This is a genomic window from Aquirhabdus parva, assembly GCF_003351745.1.
In the GTDB taxonomy this organism is placed as follows: Bacteria; Pseudomonadota; Gammaproteobacteria; order Pseudomonadales; family Moraxellaceae; genus Aquirhabdus; species Aquirhabdus parva.
The window spans coordinates 841,893-857,845 of sequence record NZ_CP031222.1 but is presented as its reverse complement, the minus strand read 5'-3'; the positions used below and the strand labels follow the sequence as shown (position 1 = coordinate 857,845).

Genomic DNA, 15,953 nt, shown 5'->3' with positions numbered 1-15,953 from the left:
GCGGGCAAAAAAATGAAAACTCTAAAGATGTGGTTTCATAAAAAATGAAAGAATAAATTCAGTCATTTGGAGTCTTGGAAAGAATGAATTAATACTCGGCAAACTGTGCCCGTGATTCGGCAAGCCACTCTTGTTGGGTCTGCAAGGCACTCAATAACTCCCGACGAATCTCAATTGCAGTCACTGGATCTTCACCGTGAAAACGAACAATCGGAATACCTGCACTGACCAAGGCTTTGTCTTTTTTTAGGTCTGCACGTTGTCTTGAATGGTGCTCATGTGACCAGTCATCGAGCTCTATGGCAACTAAAACACGCTGTCCATCCTGATCCACGAGGACGTAATCAACACTCATACGATTAATCCGATTGAACCAGAATTTTTCATCCTCTTCATCGGTACATTCAATCAAACGAGAGAGCCCAACCTGAGAAAAAATCAGGAATTCAGGGACGGCTTGTTTGAGTTGATGAAAGAAACGAACTTCAGCATCAGTCATGAATATCCGTGGCATAAATGGCCAAATCGCCAGATCATCACCACGAACAGGTTTGACTTCAGGAAGTTGGGAGCGCCGACTTCCTGACAATACGAGAATAAATAAAAGTGCGAGTACCGCAATTAAGATGTAGGTGGCTGCCAATTTGAAACCCAAGCTCCCTTAACATTCAAGCTGCCGTCCTGCTCGATTTTATGTTTAGTCGCAGTTGCGGCTGCCGCGTCTTTTTCAGGACCAACCAATACCCGTACACCTTTGGTCGTGGTACTGGTTCGGACCTTATAGCCTTTAGCACGCAGTTGGGAGACCATGGCATCGGCCTTGGCTTGCGATTCAGCCATGGCTACTTGCACCATAACGAGGGGAGCCGGTGCTGGAGATACTGCTGTCGCGGTCGTTGGTGTCCCTTCTAGCAAAGCGCGTGCGCGTTCTGCATCTTTGGCTTTTTGTGAATCTTTGGCAGTGGCTGTATCTGTACCCGTACCATTTAACTTATCAAGCTTAGCCTTCAAGATTGCAGCTTCTTTCTTATTCTTCTCAACTTGAGCTTGTAGTGCTTCTTTGTTGTCAGCATCGTCAGAGGCGGCTTTCAGGCGCGCACGCTCAGCTTTTTCGGCTTGTGCAATCTTCAGTTTTGCCGCTTTATCGGCATCCAGTTTAGCCTGCGCGGCATCTTCTTTGTCTTGCTTCTCTTTTTCTAACTTCTCTTTATGCTGTTTCGCTTCAAGCGCTTTTTTCTCTTTTTCAGCATCAAGTTTTGCTTGCTTTTCTTTCTCTAGCTTCTCTTTATGCTGTTTCACTTGTAAATCATGCTGCTCTTTTTGTTCTTGAGCTTGTTTCTTCTCGGCCGCTTCACGAGCGGCTTTTGCCTGCGCGGTTTTTTCTGCGGCTTGTGCAACTAGCTTTTGCGCATTTTCATGATTTTCTGCAGCTTTCTGAGCCCGCAAACGGGATTGTTCTTCACGATCCTTTGCATCTTGACGGCGTTGTTCAGCTTTAAGCGCTGCGGCTTTGGAAGCGTCATCATCTGGCGCAGCGATATCGGGTGCAGCAGGGTCTGTAGATTTAAGCGCGTCGTCTTCTTTTGCTTTACGCGCTGCTAATCGAGCTGATTGCTCCGCGGCGACACGATTTGCTGAGTTGGCTTCTGCTTGTTGCTGACGTGCTAAAAACTCTGCGGTTCGGGCTTCTTGTTCAGCGACTTTCTTCTCGCGCATATCATGCTGTGCGGCAAGCAGTTTACGCTCAGTATCAACATCAACCGCAAGTGGTGTGAGTTGAACAGGTTGGTTATCTATCGGTTGATTACTGACGCCATTGGTTGGCGGTGCCAACCGATGTGTCGGTTCAAGATTTAAGGTTTTATCGACAGGCGCAACATGCGGGACTGTACTTTTCTGTCCATTCCCTTGGAATAAAAAACTTGCCAGCAGCGCACTGCCACCGAGCAGGATAATACCGCCCATCCAGCGTTGTTGATTCGCACTCATGATTGCAGCCTCCCCACCCACATTTGTTGTTTATTCCAATTGGAAATTAATTCAAAAGCTCAACACCATTACGCTGTGCATACACTTCTTCAAGCGTGTGAAATGATCCCCATGCCAGCATCAGATCATCATCTTCCACGGCTGCTCGTGCACCTTCTAGTGCAGCGGCGATACTCGGATAAAAAGTGACTTGCACGTTTTCTAAGGCCGCACGAAGCTGCTCCATAGACGCAGCTCGCGGCACATCCAGTACCGCAACATGCCAATGATCAATAATGCCCTTAGCCATATCGACCACAGTGGCAATATCTTTGTCCGCCAGCATAGAGAATATAGCATGAATATGACGCGTTACATGTTTTTTGCAATAAACTGTCAACTGCTTTAGTAAAAAATCTACGCCATGGGGATTATGAGCAACATCCGCGATCAACCTTCGCCATTGATAAGTCTGTAACTCAAAGCGTCCTGCCAGTCTAGCAGACTCAATTCCTTGATTTATTGCATGATATGAAACATCAATTTTATTCAATAAAACAGCTGTAATAGCAACGCTCACATTATTCAGTGCAAGATTTGCTACAGGTAACCGTAAAGTTTGAGCGGCATTCGTATAAAAATAAGGAGACTCAAAAAACGTTACATGTTCATCTGTCGTATTTGGAGTCATATCCAGATTCAAGGGCGCCACGCTCCCCCACTGGAAATCACGCCCCACTTGATAGACCGAACAATCCAGCACACTTGCGCGTAACTGGACACTCGCTGGCATATCCAGTTCACCAAAGACAAATGGAATCCCTTGACGCAGAATTCCAGCTTTTTCAAACCCTATGGCTTCTCGGTTATCCCCGAGCCACTCCACATGATCGACGCCGATATTGGTAATCACCGCAACATCTGGATCAATCAAATTCACCACATCTAAACGACCACCCAATCCAACCTCAAGCACCCATACATCACAGTTTTGTTGCTCAAAGATTAAAAAAGCCGCCAATGTCGTTGCTTCAAAAAAGGATAAGGTTAGACCACACACATGACGTGCTGCCTCGACCTCCACAAAAGCCTGAATCAATAGCTGGTCATCTACAGGCGTGCCATTCAAACGCACGCGTTCGTTAAAGTATTGGATGTGAGGGGATTGGTATAAACCGACTTGCAGACCGGCAGCTTTATAGATAGAAGCAATGACTGTGGTTGTGGATCCTTTGCCATTGGTTCCAGCCACCGTAATAACGGATGCCTTAGGCTTTAGCACATCCAGTTGAACAGCCACAGGACGAACACGCTCTAGCCCCATATCAATCGCAGTGGCATGAATATTTTGCCAATATTCAAGCCACTGAACTAAAGAACTTTGTGCATTAGGAGGAGAGTTTGAGGATAAAGTAGAATCGCTCATAAAGTCTTAAACAGTCACATTGAGCAGTTTGCTGAGCAATCGTGCAATTGTTGTTTTCATTTCTCGGCGATGAACGATCTGATCAACAACGCCATGCTCAAGCAGATACTCAGCACGTTGGAACGGCTCTTCGAGCACTTCGCGTACCGTCTGCTCAATCACACGCTTACCTGCAAAACCAATCATAGCCTTAGGCTCAGACAAATGGATATCACCCAACATCGCAAGTGATGCGGTCACACCGCCATAGACAGGATGGGTCAGCACCACGATGTAAGGAATACCCGCCTCGCGTAAACGCTGAATGGCTGCAGCGGTACGCGCCATTTGCATGAGGGACAACAGTCCTTCTTGCATCCGCGCGCCACCAGAAGCCGCAAAACACACCAGAGGTTGGCGTGCCGCAAGTGCCGTCTCAGCAGCAAGTACAAAACGATCTCCCACCACCGACCCCATAGAGCCGCCCATGAAGTCAAACTCAAAGGCACATGCAACTAACTTGAGCGAACCAATCGCTCCTTGCATCACGACTAATGCTTCGCTTTCACCAGTCTTCTTCTGCATCGCAATGGTACGTGCAGGATAAGGCTGGCTGTCTACAAAATGCAGCGGATCGCTGGTATTAAACTCTTGACCCAGTTCGGCATCCACTTGATCAAAGAGTGTTTCTAAACGCATGCGCGCCGACATTTTGAGATGTTCATCGCAATGCGGGCACACATAGAGCAGTTCAGGGAGGCGACTTTTGATAATCTCATTATCACAAGCTGGGCAGACAATGACAGGGATATTCGGGCGTTCACTGCTCACCACGGCATGCTTATGTATACCTGGAACTGGACGGTTCAGCCAATTCGATTGATCATTTTGAACTTGATTTCCGTTTGTCATTGTCAACTCCGACATTATTAGAGGTCATCCAAAGCGAGTCGTAACTCTTGAACCTTTGCTACAATTTTCGCTTGTGCTTCGGTTACGTCATTTTCAGCAAATGCACGAACGAGTACCGTCCCCACAATGACACCATCAGCCGCAGCACCCACTGCTTGCGCCGTTTGACGATCATGAATACCAAAACCCACGCCGATCGGCAAATCCGTTTTTTGCTTAATGGTGCGAATACGCTGGGCAACTTCATCCGTATCCAGTGCCGATGAGCCTGTAACCCCTTTCAGTGACACATAATACACATAGCCACGTGCGGCTTTCACCACATGCTCAATCCGTGCATCTGTCGTGGTAGGCGCGAGTAAGAAAATGGGATCAATTTCATGCTTCGCTAAAATATCGCCTAACTCTCCAGCTTCTTCTGGCGGAAGATCAACCAACAGTAGCCCATCAACACCCGCCTGAGCAGCGCGTGCAGCAAAAGCCTCATAACCGATGATCTCGATTGGATTAAGGTATCCCATCAGTACAATCGGTGTCGTGGTGTTCGTTTTACGGAACTCCGCAACCATATCGATTGCATGAAAAGTACTGGTGCCTCCAGCCAAGGCACGCTCAGCCGCCAAGGCAATCACTGGACCATCGGCCATCGGATCAGAAAACGGTAAACCCAACTCAATCAAATCAGCACCCGCTGCAACAATCGCATGCAGCAAAGGAACGGTCACTTCAGGTGCAGGGTCACCTGCCATAATATAAGGAATCAAAGCCTTACGGTTTTGCGATTTTAAACTAGCAAAACAAGATGCAATACGAGACATAATTAAATCATTCCAAATTAATTTTCGCTGTCGTCAGCAATAACGCAAATATAAGTTCACATCGACCTCATGTGATTCAGTCACTATTTCCTAAAAATAGCGTTAACTGATCACAATCCCATCGAGCTTCGCAACAGTCAGCAAATCTTTATCACCGCGTCCAGATAAACAAACCACAATGGACTGATCTGGTGACATGGTCGGTGCCAATTTTTTGACATAAGCGATCGCATGGCTACTCTCTAGCGCAGGGATGATGCCTTCAATCAGCGTTAAATCGCGAAAGCCCTGCAGTGCCTCATCGTCATTGATCGGTACATATTGCACACGGCCCACGTCTTTTAAGAAGCTATGTTCTGGGCCCACGCCCGGATAATCCAGACCTGCAGAAATTGAATGAGTCTCAATGATCTGACCTTCATCATCCGCCATCACATAGGTGCGATTGCCATGCAGCACACCAATTTTACCCGCAGTGAGTGGTGCAGAATGCTTACCGGTTTCAACACCGTAGCCAGAAGCCTCAACACCATAGATCTTGATGGCTTTATCATTTAAAAAAGGATAGAACAGGCCTATCGCATTTGATCCACCGCCCACACAAGCCACCAACGCATCGGGTAATTTACCAATTTGCTTTAAGCTTTGTTCGCGTGCTTCACGGCCAATGATCGACTGAAAATCACGGACCAGCATCGGATAAGGATGCGGTCCTGCAACCGTACCGATGATGTAGTACGTCGTATCCACATTGGTGACCCAATCGCGCATAGCTTCATTCAATGCATCTTTAAGCGTACGTGAACCGCTGGTGACAGGCACCACGGTCGCACCCAACAGTTTCATGCGATAGACGTTCATAGATTGACGATGAACATCATCCACGCCCATATAGATCACACACTCCATTCCTAAACGGGCAGCAATCGTTGCGGTCGCCACGCCATGCTGACCCGCGCCAGTTTCAGCGATGATCCGTGTTTTACCCGAGAGCTTAGCCAGCAGTGCCTGACCTATCGTATTATTTACCTTGTGCGCACCCGTATGGTTCAAGTCTTCGCGCTTCAAATAAATTTGTGCGCCGCCCAATTCCCGGCTTAAGCGCTCCGCGTGATACAGCGGTGATGGACGTCCGACAAAGTGCGCCAAGTCATAGTCAAACGCACGTATGAATTCCGCATCATTTTTCATGCGGTTATACAGATTTTCCAGATCTTCAAGCGCAGCCATTAAGGTCTCAGAAACAAAGCGACCGCCATGTACACCAAAATGACCTTTGTTATCAGGATATTGAGTAAAATCTATCGCACTAAAATCCACATCTTTTAACTGATCTTTCAAGCTATTTTTTTCGTCTGCTTTCACATCTAAACTGCCCATTACGTTACTCCACGTATTCTTTCAAAATAATGTTCTAAGCCATGTGTTTACTGGCTTTTCATTGCTGTATAAAAGTCTTTAATTGACTCAAATTGAGATTAGTGACGCCATCGCTCAGCATGTTGAGAGGGTCGTTTAGCCTGTGCAACAAATTTTTCTATGGCTTGCTTATCTTTTATGCCTTTAGAGGCTTCAACTCCGCCACTGACATCAACCGCATAGGCGTGAGTCTGCTCAATCGCCTCTGCAACATTCTCTGGCGTCAAACCACCAGCCAAGATCAATGCAAAAGGTGCATCAAAATCTTCTGGTTTCGGAAAGCGCTTCCAATCAAATGCATGCCCAGTCCCGCCATGTAAATCGGGATGCCAAGCATCCAGAAGCACGCCGCTGGCGCCAGCATCTTTATAGTTTTTGATTTCAGTTTGAATATTCATATCAGGTTTCATTTGTAGTGCTTTAATCCAGCGTTTCCCCGTAAGTGCACCCAATTGCTGACATTGTTCAGGCGTTTCATCACCATGGAATTGCAGCAAATCCAGGGAAACATGGCTCAGGATATCCTGTAATTCATGCGCACCGACATTCACAAACAAACCGACCGCTTGCACAAAAGGCGGGACATAGGAAATCAAAGTCGCCACATGTGCAGCAGTCACCGCACGCGGACTAGGTGGATAGAAGACAAAGCCCACTGCATCTGCACCCGCCTCTATGGCAGCTTGCACATCGACGACGCGTGTTAATCCACAGATTTTAACCCGTGTCGACGTAGAAGGAGATGAGGAGTTGGACAACGTAAATCTCTTAAAGACTAAAATTTTAATGAAAAGTATTCTAACGCAAGTTAAGCGCTAAAGTAGTAGCAATTACTCACCGATATTTTAGATATTTGGCAATCTCTTATAGTCATATCACAAATCAATTACATTCCGTTTACATTCTGGCTATACTTGCCGCGTTCTGAGCATTCATCTTGATTAAACGTCACTTTGATGATTCGTCGCCATATTCAATGCCATTTGAATGAGCTGGACGAATGGGAAGCTGGTTAAACGCCAGCACTGCACCCCGCAACGGTAAATGGTTATGCACAACCATCAGTCCGGATACCAATCTCAGACATCATCCCACCCACATACTCACGGGGCTTGAGTGTTAGGAGATTGCTATGTCTATATTTTTTAAGTCAACGCGTACTTTTTTACCGAATTTATTATCACTATCCGTTCTTGCTGCACTCCAAACTGTACATGCCGCAGAACCTGCAACGGATAGCCAACTTCCTGTGATTGTGGTCACGGCAAGTCGGGCGCCAGAAGCCATCAATACAGTGCCTGCAAGCATTTCTGTGATCACTAAAGATCAAATCCAGCAGTCACCTGTCAATGAGCTCCCAAACTTATTGCGCCAAGATGCTTCGTTAAACATCGTCACCTCTGGTGGCTATGGTCAACAAACTTCGATTTTCACACGCGGGACTGAAAGTAAACACACTCTAGTACTATTAGATGGCGTACGTATCAACAACGCCACTTCATCAGCAGCGGGTATTAACTTTTTAGATACGACCGATATTGGTCAGATTGAAGTTTTGAAAGGGCCGGCATCCGTACAATATGGTTCTGATGCTGTTGGCGGTGTCATTCAACTGATTTCTGCTAAGCCAACCAAACAAAACCTCTTTACCACCGTTGAAGGCGGTGAAAACGGTCTATATAAAGCAATCCTCGGCGCAGACTTAGTCAAAGATGATGCTTATCTACAGATTCGTGGTCAAAAACTGTCAACTGATGGTTCGCCAGTCACGACCACTGCAAAAGAAGATTCGGGCTATGACCAAAAAGGTTACTCCGTAAAAGGCGGAATTGATAACGATCAATATGCGTTATCCCTTGAAGCACGCGGTAATCAAGGCAAGTCAGAATATGTCACGGGTTCTGACTACGATACCCCAGCCTCTCAAGACTTCAACAACCGCCTATTAAACTTAAAAGGCCGCTATACGATTGCGCCAGATTTGAATGTCAATCTGCGTGTATCTCAATTTGTTGACAAACTGGATCAAAATGAAAGCACCGATTATGTTCACAGTGATCAAAAAGAAGCCGACTTAAATATCCGCTGGGGCTTTGCTCCACATCAAAATGTCTTATTTGGAGTCACTTCAAATAAAGCCGATGCAAAAGCACTGAGCACCGATTTCCTTGGGAATCAGATTAGTTTTGATCATGATGTGCGATCAACAGGTTACTACCTACAGCACCAATACCAAGATGCCATCTTTAGCACGCAAGCAGGGGTTCGTGTTGAAGACAGCAGTCAATTTGGCACCCACACTACGGGACAGCTAGCTGGTCGCATCCAAGTTCTACCGACAACCAGCGTTTATGCCAATGTTGGTACTGCATTCCGTGCACCCAATGCATTTGAACTGTTTTCAACCACCTATACGGTCAGCAACCCTAACCTCAAACCTGAAGAAAGCACCTCTTACGAGATCGGTGTCAACCAACAGATCGTCAAAGGGTTGGATGCTAATCTTGCGGTGTATCGCACCAATATCGATGACTTGATTACTCTGATCTACAACCCAGCGACATTCAAATCTCAGAATCAGAACGTTGCCAAAACCAAACTCACTGGTGCAGAAGCTGGTTTGAAATGGAAACTCGACAGTGGCTGGTTTGCAAGCGGTAGCTATGCGTATGTACAGCCGATCAAAGAAGGTCAAAATGGCAGCAGCGATAGCGAATTACTCCGTCGCCCACGTCAAACCCTGACTGCATCTGCGGGTCTGCAACTGCCACAATATGGCTTTAGCGCTGAACTCGTTTCAAAGAGCCAAGCCAAAGAGTATGACGAAAGCTATCCAACTTCTGGCTATGCGATTGGTAACTTACGCGGTTACTGGCAAGCTCTACCAAACGTCCGCTTATTTGCCAACGTTGAAAACTTTACGGATCGTAAGTATGCAACTGCACTGGCCAATGCACCCTATGGCGGATTTGGTTCACTGAGCCAATACCTCGCACCCCGTCGTCAGGCAAGTTTAGGCATTACGCTGAATTATTAATCCTCATGAATAATTAATCAGCGTCAAGAAAAAACCGAAGTCAGATTCACTGGCTTCGGTTTTTTTTACCCTATTCTATTTCCTTACTTCTTCTCCCGCCGATCCCCAATCACTCGCGCAGGATTTCCTGCGACGATCGCATAGGGCTCCACACTCTTCGTCACCGTGCTATCCATGCCGACAACCGCAAAATCCCCCACGGTCACGCCATCGACAATTCCGACATTAGCCCCGAGCCAGACATCACGACCAATATAAATACCTTGAGAAGTAACCGCTTGCTCATGAATGGTCTGGTCAAGCTTCATGCCATGATTAAACGCATAAAGATGACAATAAGCAGCCAAACGGGCTTGATCCGCCAAATGAATACCTGCGCGCCCGCCATCTAGTGTTGCGTGATGATTGATAGCGACTTGTTGCCCCATCGTTATCGGTCCATGAATGACACTATCAGCAGCGATGTATGAACCATCCCCAATAACGATTTCCCGTCCAAGTTCAGCAAACAAGTGCGCATCCGGTGAGATAAAACAATCACGACCAATTCGGATGGTCTCCATTGATTGCAGATAAGTCTGCCACTCCTGCTGCCATTGATCTGCCCATATGCGGTTTTTAGGCTTGAGCTTCCAATATAGCCATGGCATATAGCTCAAACGCTTCTTATGTTGCTCACGATACTTCAGCAAAGGATCAATAGCCTGATCTTGCTCGGGTTCAATCAGGTTCAAAATCTCTCGACTCATAGGGTATTCATTTCATCAAGGTTGCCTCTACTTAACAAAGTATAAACTGAACTGGTTTTAACAAAAGTCGAAAAACATACATCATTAAAAAAAGGGTTGCATCACTATGGATATACGTCATTCGATGCCACAATAGCGCCATACATAAATTGTAATTTCGTCAACACTTCAAAGGACACACGCCATGGGACATCGTCTGAGCAAAATCTACACCCGCACGGGTGATGACGGCACGACTGGACTAGGCGATGGGCAACGCGTATCGAAAGATGATCTTCGTGTTGAGACCTACGGTACTGTTGATGAGTTGAATAGTGCGATTGGCTTGCTCCGTGCCAGTCTCACCGAGCGCAATCAAGGCGAGACACTGGACCCCTTACTCAGCAGAATTCAACACGAACTGTTTGATTTGGGTGGTGAGCTGTGTATCCCAAACTATCGAATATTGCAGAATGAGTGCGTGGATCGCTTGGAAGACAGTATTGATCAGATGAACGAAACGTTGCCCATGCTGAAGAACTTTATTTTGCCTGCAGGCAGTGTGCCGACCGCACACGCCCACCTTGCACGCTCGATTTGCCGTCGTGCCGAACGTTTACTTACCAGCTTGAAACATCGGGAAGATGATGTTTCCGATTTATCTCTACACTATCTCAACCGTCTGTCCGATTGGCTGTTTGTTGCAGCGCGCGTCATTTCGCGTTTTGATGGCGGACAAGAAGTGCTCTGGGTTAGGCAGGATGCCGAAACGAAATAATCATGCCAGAGTCTATGTAAGTAAGGCTTGAAAAAGGGTTCACCTGATTTTCATATCAATCGTGTAGCCTCATTTGAATTTTTATCATCAGGATACGAACATCATGGCTTTATGGAAGCGCCTTGTTGGGCTAAAAACTCCACATGAAGAATGGTATCAACCCCATGGATACCATGGAGAAAGTGATGGTGAAGCCGTCGAATTCACCTATCTGGGAACTGCAGGCTTTATTTTAAAAAGTCCGTCACGAACCTTGGTACTAGACCCTTATGTATCGCGTCCAAATTTACGTGAAACGCTGACCCAGACGCTCATTCCAAATGCACCCTTAATTCGCCGTTTGATTCCACACGCCGATGACGTACTGGTTGGTCATGCCCATTATGATCATATTTTGGATGCGCCTGAACTCTGTGCACAAACTGGTGCACGGTTGATTGGCTCGCGAGCAGTCGCGATGGTTGGACGCGCAGCAGGATTGCCTGAAGCACAAATTGTTGAGACCAGTGGTCATGAAGAAATCCCAAGTGGAACATGGACCATCCAAGGACTGCCTTCGATTCATGGGCGCGTTTTTGGACGGATTCCGATTCCGGGTGATATTACCGAGCCACCGCCGTGGCCACCACGGATGCGTGATCTTAAACATGGCTTGGTTCTAAACTGGGTCGTTAATACTGGCTCTTTACGCATCATGCATATCGACTCTGCGGATTTCATCCCTAAACAGCTGAAAGGCATTCAGGTCGATGTCCTATGCCTGTGTGCCATTGGTCGGCAATATCGCCCTAACTATGTTAAAGAAGTTATAGCTTTGGTCAAACCGCGCTGGATCGTACCCTGTCACTGGGATAGCATGATGACACCGATAGACGCAGAACCGGATCTCATTCCCGGAGTCGACTTACCTGGCTTTATCGATGAAATTCGTGAAGCCGGTGTTGAACCCTTGCTGACGCCAATATTGGGTAAGCAAACATTTAAATAGTCATCAGCTGCTTAAGCAGCTATTGAAGTAATCACGGATCCTGAGCAATGAAAATTATTGGACATCGCGGCGCACGCGGCGAAGCCCCTGAAAATACCCTTGGCGGTTTTCAACATATTATTAATCTTGGACTCAAAGCGGTAGAGTTTGATGTCCGTTTACTGAAAGATGGACAATTAGCGGTACTGCATGACAGTACATTACAACGTACAGCAGGACAACCTGACCTCCTCTCCAGTCTCAACGTCACCGATTTAAGTCGTTTCGATAATCGTCAAGGATGGGCGGATTGGACTCATCCAGAACCGATTCCTTCTTTGCAACAAGTCCTTTACTTCATCATCGATTTTGAGCATATCGAAGTTGAAGTTAAAGCAGTGGAGGATCAAAGCGCTGTTGAAGAAATCTGTCTACAACTTATTGAGGAGTTAGACGGTTGGGCAAATGCAAAAGCCGTGACGGTGACCTCATTTGATATCCGTATACTTGCCGAGTTAAAACGACTCAGAGATGACCTAAAGCATACGTTAAAAACAGGCTTGCTCCTTGAATTGCACTCTGATACCCCTCATCACAGTGATATGGAAGGTGCATATGAAGCAGCCGCACGCACTTTAGGCTGTACGCGGATTGGTCTGTCAGACAAATTGGCGACTGCTTCGGCAATTGCAGCAATCAAGAAGGCCAATTTGCAACTCAGCATCTGGACTGTCAACTCGATTGAACGCGCAAAAGAACTACAGTCTTGGGGTGTCGATGGGCTAATTACTGACCACCCTACACGAATGCTCCATAATTCCATCGGAAATATATAAAATTACGATTGTTAGACTAGTGCACAAGTGTACTCTCATGATAGAGTACACTTCGATTGGACTGGAAATAACCGCTCAGAATTGAAGTTGAAGCGTCTATTTCTTTTTAATAGCTTGTTTTAGTTATTATTTTTATAATAACTTGTTTGGCTACTGTCATTGTTGTTGTCATTAAAGTCACATTTTATTATTTTAATTTAGATACATCACACTTCTTATTTTTAAAGAGCCTTTTGGTTATGACCGACACTGTTTCTTCACCTGAAAACACCCCACAGGCTCAACGTCCGCCAATTAATTGGCCTGGTGCATTAGTACTTCTGCTAACACCGATTGCTGCACTAATTCTGGTGCCAACCTATCTGTGGACCCATCATGTCGGCATGGCGACGTGGATTGTTTTCGCGCTCTTTCTGGCATGGAATGGTTTAGGCATTACCGCAGGTTACCATCGTCTTTGGGCACACCGAACCTACGAAGCAACTTGGATTGTTCGCTTTTTTCTGATGATTGGTGGCACCATGGCGATTCAAAACAGTGTCCTGTTTTGGGCTTCCGGTCATCGCACCCATCATCAGCATGTTGATCATGTCGACCGTGATCCTTACTCTGCTAAACGAGGTTTCTGGTATTCGCATATAGGTTGGATGCTGCGTAACTACCCAAGCGGTGAAGCGAACTATAAAAATGCACCCGATTTGCTGAATGATCGTATGGTCATGTTTCAGCACAACTACTACATTCCATTGGTTTTAATCACCAACATTGCCCTGCCAGCACTCGTAGGCTGGGCCATTGGTGATGTTTGGGGTGTCCTTATACTTGGCGGTCTATTGCGCCTCGTGATCAGCCATCATGTGACTTTCTTCATTAATTCACTCGCGCATATGTTTGGTAGCCAACCATATACTGATGAAAACACAGCACGTGATAACCCATGGCTTGCATTCGTCACTTGGGGTGAGGGTTACCACAACTTCCACCATATTTTCCAATACGACTATCGTAATGGCGTGAAATGGTGGCAGTTTGACCCAACCAAATGGCTGATCTTAGGTCTGTCAAAATTTAAACTGACCTATAATTTAAAACGTATCCCAACCCTCACTATTCTGCATGCAGAAGTGGCGATGAAGTTTAAACGTGCAGAAGCAAATATTTCGACCGCAGTATCTAGCTATGGTCATGACATGCAGCATGATATTGAATCAGTTCGTCATCACTTCAAACATGAATATGAAGCGTTCAGTCATACGATTCACGAGTGGACCAAGCTCAAAGAGCAGGCCTTCTTGCTCAAAAAAGCAGAAGTTTCACAGAAGATTCATGATGTCGATATGCGTTTAAAAGCAGATCTTCATCTCATTGAGCAACGTTTCCATGAGCATGCTGAGCGTCTCGAATCTGCATTACGCGGTATTCGCTTTGTGAAAAGTGCGGGTTAATTTGTTATTTCGCATTGCACGGCGCAACACTTAAGCGCCGTTCTTGCTTACAATCACACGATGCCTTACTTGCCTCCCTATACGGCGTTATTCAAAGTACTTGAATAACGCCGTTTTTGCGAACAACTCCTATGAATATTGATAATCGCTACGCCCTTCTTGATCCTCGTCTGTTTCATAAGCAACCGCCTAAGCCGCTTAAAAATCCGATCGCAGGGCATTTTAACCATGCGTTAGCAAGCCAACTCGGCTGGCAAGAAACCGAACCCGATCAGTGGGTACCCATTATTGCGGGTGAAACGCTCCCAGATGGTTTTGATCCATTGGCCATGGTGTATGCGGGACATCAATTTGGTCATTGGGCAGGTCAACTCGGTGATGGTCGTGGATTACTCCTGGCTCAAGTGATCGATCAAAATAATACACTTCAAGACCTACACCTCAAAGGTGTCGGGCTAACGCCTTACTCGCGTATGGGGGATGGACGCGCAGTACTGCGTTCAGTCATTCGGGAATATTTAGCTGGTCATGCACTCTCTTCCTTAGGTATTGCCTCTTCCAATGCACTCGGGTTTATCTCATCTGATACCCCTGTACAGCGTGAGACGCTTGAGCGCGGCGCCTGTTTACTGCGCGTTGCAGATAGTCATGTCCGGCTGGGACACTTTGAGTGGATCAATCGCTTTGCAGCGGATGTTTTGCCTGAATTTACGCATGCCATGATCGAGACTTACTACCCGGAATGTCTCACAGCCGAATCACCGACTCTTGCCTTTGCGCGTGCAGTCATTCAGCGCACGGCCAAAATGATTGCGGACTGGCAATTGGTCGGTTTTGCACATGGGGTAATGAATACCGATAACCTGAACATTACAGGCAGTACGCTCGATTTTGGTCCATATGGATTTATGGAGCGTTTTGAACCAACGTGGATTAATAACCACTCTGATAGCGAAGGACGTTATGTCTATCAAAATCAACCCAGCATTGCGCACTGGAATCTATGGGTTTGGCTGGGTCAGTTATTGCCGCTAGGCAGTGTTGATGCCTTGGTGACCAAAGAGTCCTTAAGTGAACTCCTTGCGACCTTTGAGCCTGAATTCCTTCATTACTACACGGAAGGCATGGCCAAAAAGTTCGGTCTGCATGCCACACCAAATGGCATTCTCGAATTATCCTCTCAGTTTTTGCGTCTACTGGAAAAAAATCGACTCGATTATACCAATAGCTTTCGTCTCCTCTCCGATGACACGCCTCAAGGTTGGATATCATTACGCGATGAAATCATCGACATTTTTGCCTTTGACGATTTTGCTGCACAATACAAAGCGCTGGTTGAAGACTCTGAACGCCCTGAAAGTGAACGTAAAACGGCGATGGATGCGGCAAACCCACGCTATATCCTACGAAATCACATGGCTCAGATTGCAATCGAACATGCCGAAGCAGGTGACTTTAGCGAAGTCGCGCGATTATTCGATCTATTGTCTACACCCTATACCAATCAACCCGATCGGGAAACACCATCCGATATTTCACCACTGCCCGATGATAAACCTCCGGTCAATGTCAGTTGTTCTAGCTAACTTAAGTGGAGTTCTATAAGACGCCAACAGAAGTCTGACTGTGTTTACACATGA

14 protein-coding genes and 1 riboswitch are annotated in these 15,953 nt (G+C 46.4%); of the genes, 6 read left to right on the top strand and 8 right to left on the bottom strand.

The window, feature by feature from the left end:
* Nucleotides 1-88 precede the first annotated feature (88 nt).
* The 7 genes from HYN46_RS03785 to HYN46_RS03755 all read right to left on the bottom strand — a co-directional run bounded on the left by HYN46_RS03785 (nt 89) and on the right by HYN46_RS03755 (nt 7,280).
* Nucleotides 89-643, bottom strand: a complete 555-nt coding sequence (locus HYN46_RS03785; RefSeq protein ID WP_114898167.1) for a DUF2726 domain-containing protein — start codon at nt 641-643, stop codon at nt 89-91.
* Nucleotides 622-1,989, bottom strand: coding sequence for an SPOR domain-containing protein (locus tag HYN46_RS03780; RefSeq protein ID WP_114898166.1), 1,368 nt, complete (start codon nt 1,987-1,989; stop codon nt 622-624). Before HYN46_RS03780 ends, HYN46_RS03785 begins: the two co-directional genes overlap by 22 nt.
* Before the next feature lie 46 nt (nt 1,990-2,035).
* Nucleotides 2,036-3,394 (bottom strand): bifunctional tetrahydrofolate synthase/dihydrofolate synthase, encoded by a 1,359-nt coding sequence (folC, locus tag HYN46_RS03775; RefSeq protein ID WP_114898165.1) that lies wholly within the window; start codon nt 3,392-3,394, stop codon nt 2,036-2,038.
* 6 nt (nt 3,395-3,400) lie between these two features.
* A complete protein-coding gene (gene accD / locus HYN46_RS03770; RefSeq protein ID WP_228254880.1) occupies nt 3,401-4,285 on the bottom strand; it encodes an acetyl-CoA carboxylase, carboxyltransferase subunit beta in 885 nt (294 codons plus the stop codon).
* A gap of 17 nt (nt 4,286-4,302) precedes the next feature.
* On the bottom strand, nt 4,303-5,103 hold the full coding sequence (gene trpA / locus HYN46_RS03765) for a tryptophan synthase subunit alpha (protein WP_114898163.1): 801 nt from the start codon (nt 5,101-5,103) through the stop codon (nt 4,303-4,305).
* 102 nt (nt 5,104-5,205) lie between these two features.
* Nucleotides 5,206-6,483 carry a tryptophan synthase subunit beta gene (gene trpB, locus HYN46_RS03760; protein ID WP_114898162.1) on the bottom strand — a complete coding sequence of 426 codons (1,278 nt, stop codon included), beginning with the start codon at nt 6,481-6,483 and terminating at the stop codon, nt 5,206-5,208.
* A gap of 98 nt (nt 6,484-6,581) precedes the next feature.
* The gene (locus tag HYN46_RS03755; RefSeq protein ID WP_114898161.1) at nt 6,582-7,280 is read right to left on the bottom strand and encodes a phosphoribosylanthranilate isomerase; all 699 of its coding nucleotides are present in this window, start codon (nt 7,278-7,280) and stop codon (nt 6,582-6,584) included.
* A gap of 182 nt (nt 7,281-7,462) precedes the next feature.
* Nucleotides 7,463-7,618: riboswitch (cobalamin riboswitch) on the top strand.
* Nucleotides 7,619-7,654: 36 nt separating this feature from the next.
* On the opposite strand from HYN46_RS03755, the gene HYN46_RS03750 reads away from it, so the two are divergent.
* Nucleotides 7,655-9,559 carry a TonB-dependent receptor plug domain-containing protein gene (locus HYN46_RS03750; RefSeq protein ID WP_114898160.1) on the top strand — a complete coding sequence of 635 codons (1,905 nt, stop codon included), beginning with the start codon at nt 7,655-7,657 and terminating at the stop codon, nt 9,557-9,559.
* Nucleotides 9,560-9,642: 83 nt separating this feature from the next.
* On the opposite strand, the gene HYN46_RS03745 is transcribed toward HYN46_RS03750, so the two are convergent.
* Complete coding sequence (locus tag HYN46_RS03745) at nt 9,643-10,308, bottom strand: acyltransferase (protein WP_114898159.1); 666 nt, start codon at nt 10,306-10,308, stop codon at nt 9,643-9,645.
* A gap of 184 nt (nt 10,309-10,492) precedes the next feature.
* On the opposite strand from HYN46_RS03745, the gene HYN46_RS03740 reads away from it, so the two are divergent.
* The 5 genes from HYN46_RS03740 (at nt 10,493) to HYN46_RS03720 (ending at nt 15,899) form a co-directional block, all read left to right on the top strand.
* Nucleotides 10,493-11,065 carry a cob(I)yrinic acid a,c-diamide adenosyltransferase gene (locus HYN46_RS03740; RefSeq protein WP_114898158.1) on the top strand — a complete coding sequence of 191 codons (573 nt, stop codon included), beginning with the start codon at nt 10,493-10,495 and terminating at the stop codon, nt 11,063-11,065.
* A gap of 103 nt (nt 11,066-11,168) precedes the next feature.
* Nucleotides 11,169-12,053 (top strand): MBL fold metallo-hydrolase, encoded by an 885-nt coding sequence (locus tag HYN46_RS03735; protein WP_114898157.1) that lies wholly within the window; start codon nt 11,169-11,171, stop codon nt 12,051-12,053.
* A gap of 47 nt (nt 12,054-12,100) precedes the next feature.
* Nucleotides 12,101-12,868, top strand: a complete 768-nt coding sequence (locus HYN46_RS03730; RefSeq protein WP_114898156.1) for a glycerophosphodiester phosphodiesterase — start codon at nt 12,101-12,103, stop codon at nt 12,866-12,868.
* Nucleotides 12,869-13,107: 239 nt separating this feature from the next.
* Nucleotides 13,108-14,313: an acyl-CoA desaturase gene (locus HYN46_RS03725; RefSeq protein ID WP_114898155.1), complete on the top strand. Its 1,206-nt coding sequence runs from the start codon at nt 13,108-13,110 to the stop codon at nt 14,311-14,313.
* A gap of 131 nt (nt 14,314-14,444) precedes the next feature.
* Entirely contained in the window at nt 14,445-15,899 is a 1,455-nt protein-coding gene (locus HYN46_RS03720; RefSeq protein WP_114898154.1) for a protein adenylyltransferase SelO, read from the top strand.
* The last annotated feature ends 54 nt before the right edge of the window (nt 15,900-15,953 follow it).